Genomic DNA, 226 nt, shown 5'->3' on the forward strand with positions numbered 1-226 from the left:
CCTGATCATCGCCTGCCCGTGCGCGCTGGGCCTGGCCACCCCGACCGCGCTGATGGTCGGCACCGGGCGCGGCGCCCAGCTCGGCATCCTCATCAAGGGCCCCGAGGTCCTGGAGTCCACCCGGCGCGTCGACACCGTGGTCCTGGACAAGACCGGCACGGTCACCACCGGCCGGATGACGCTCCTGGACGTGTACGTCGCCGAGGGCGAGGACGAGAAGGAGCTG

1 pseudogene is annotated in these 226 nt (G+C 72.1%); it reads left to right on the plus strand.

The annotated features are described in order from the left end of the window. Positions 1-226: pseudogene (locus OO52_RS45885) on the plus strand (heavy metal translocating P-type ATPase); the annotation flags it as partial.

Origin of the sequence: Streptomyces flaveolus, assembly GCF_000716535.1 — a bacterium.
GTDB classification, from domain to species: Bacteria; Actinomycetota; Actinomycetes; order Streptomycetales; family Streptomycetaceae; genus Streptomyces; species Streptomyces flaveolus_A.